Origin of the sequence: Pseudomonas sp. ANT_H12B (genome assembly GCF_008369325.1) — a bacterium.
GTDB lineage: Bacteria > Pseudomonadota > Gammaproteobacteria > Pseudomonadales > Pseudomonadaceae > Aquipseudomonas.
This window is the reverse complement of the sequence record NZ_VOBI01000053.1, coordinates 1-631: the sequence shown is the minus strand read 5'-3', so window position 1 is coordinate 631 and position 631 is coordinate 1. Positions and strand designations below refer to the sequence as shown.

Sequence of the window (631 nt, the reverse complement as noted above, 5' to 3'; positions counted from 1 at the left end):
CGCAACAGAACGTCGCCGGTGGCAACCAACCACCCGCCGCACGCCCGGTGTCCGACAAGGAAGACCCGATCGCCCTGGGCGAGGCGCTGTTTCGAACCACCGCCACACCGGTGTGCAGCGCTTGCCACTCGATTGCACCGGGGGTCAATCTCGCCGGACCGACACTGGCCGGGTTGGCCGCTCGGGCCAAACAGGTCATCGCCTCGCCTGACTACAAGGGCAAGGCCAAGGACGTCGAAGGCTTCATCCGCGAGTCCATCGTCACGCCAAGCGCCTACCTGCATCCGGGCGACATGTATTCCGCCAATGGCATGTCGTTCATGCCGGACACCTTCGTCAAATCGCTAACGCCCGAACAGATCGATCAACTGGTCGCCTATCTGGCGTCGTTCCAGTAATCAAAGGGGATGACCATGCGTTACAGATCTCAATCCGTCGCTTACTGGTACTTCGCCGTTGCTATGGCGCTATTCGGTCTGCAACTGGTATTCGGCTTGCTCTCGGCGGCCAAATACCTCGGACCGGATCCCCTGCTCGACGTGTTGCCCTTTGACGTCACCAAGGCGATTCACACCAATCTGTTGATCGTCTGGGTGCTGACCGGGTTCATGGGGGCAACCTACTGGATGGT

2 protein-coding genes are annotated in these 631 nt (G+C 60.4%); both read left to right on the top strand.

Annotated features, from left to right (window positions below; translation table 11 throughout):
• On the top strand, positions 1-398 hold a 398-nt coding region (locus FQ185_RS30080), incomplete at its 5' end, for a cytochrome c family protein (RefSeq protein ID WP_149420604.1).
• Between the two features lie 15 nt (positions 399-413).
• Positions 414-631 (top strand): cbb3-type cytochrome c oxidase subunit I (locus FQ185_RS30075; RefSeq protein WP_178113628.1); only part of this gene is annotated, 218 nt, incomplete at its 3' end.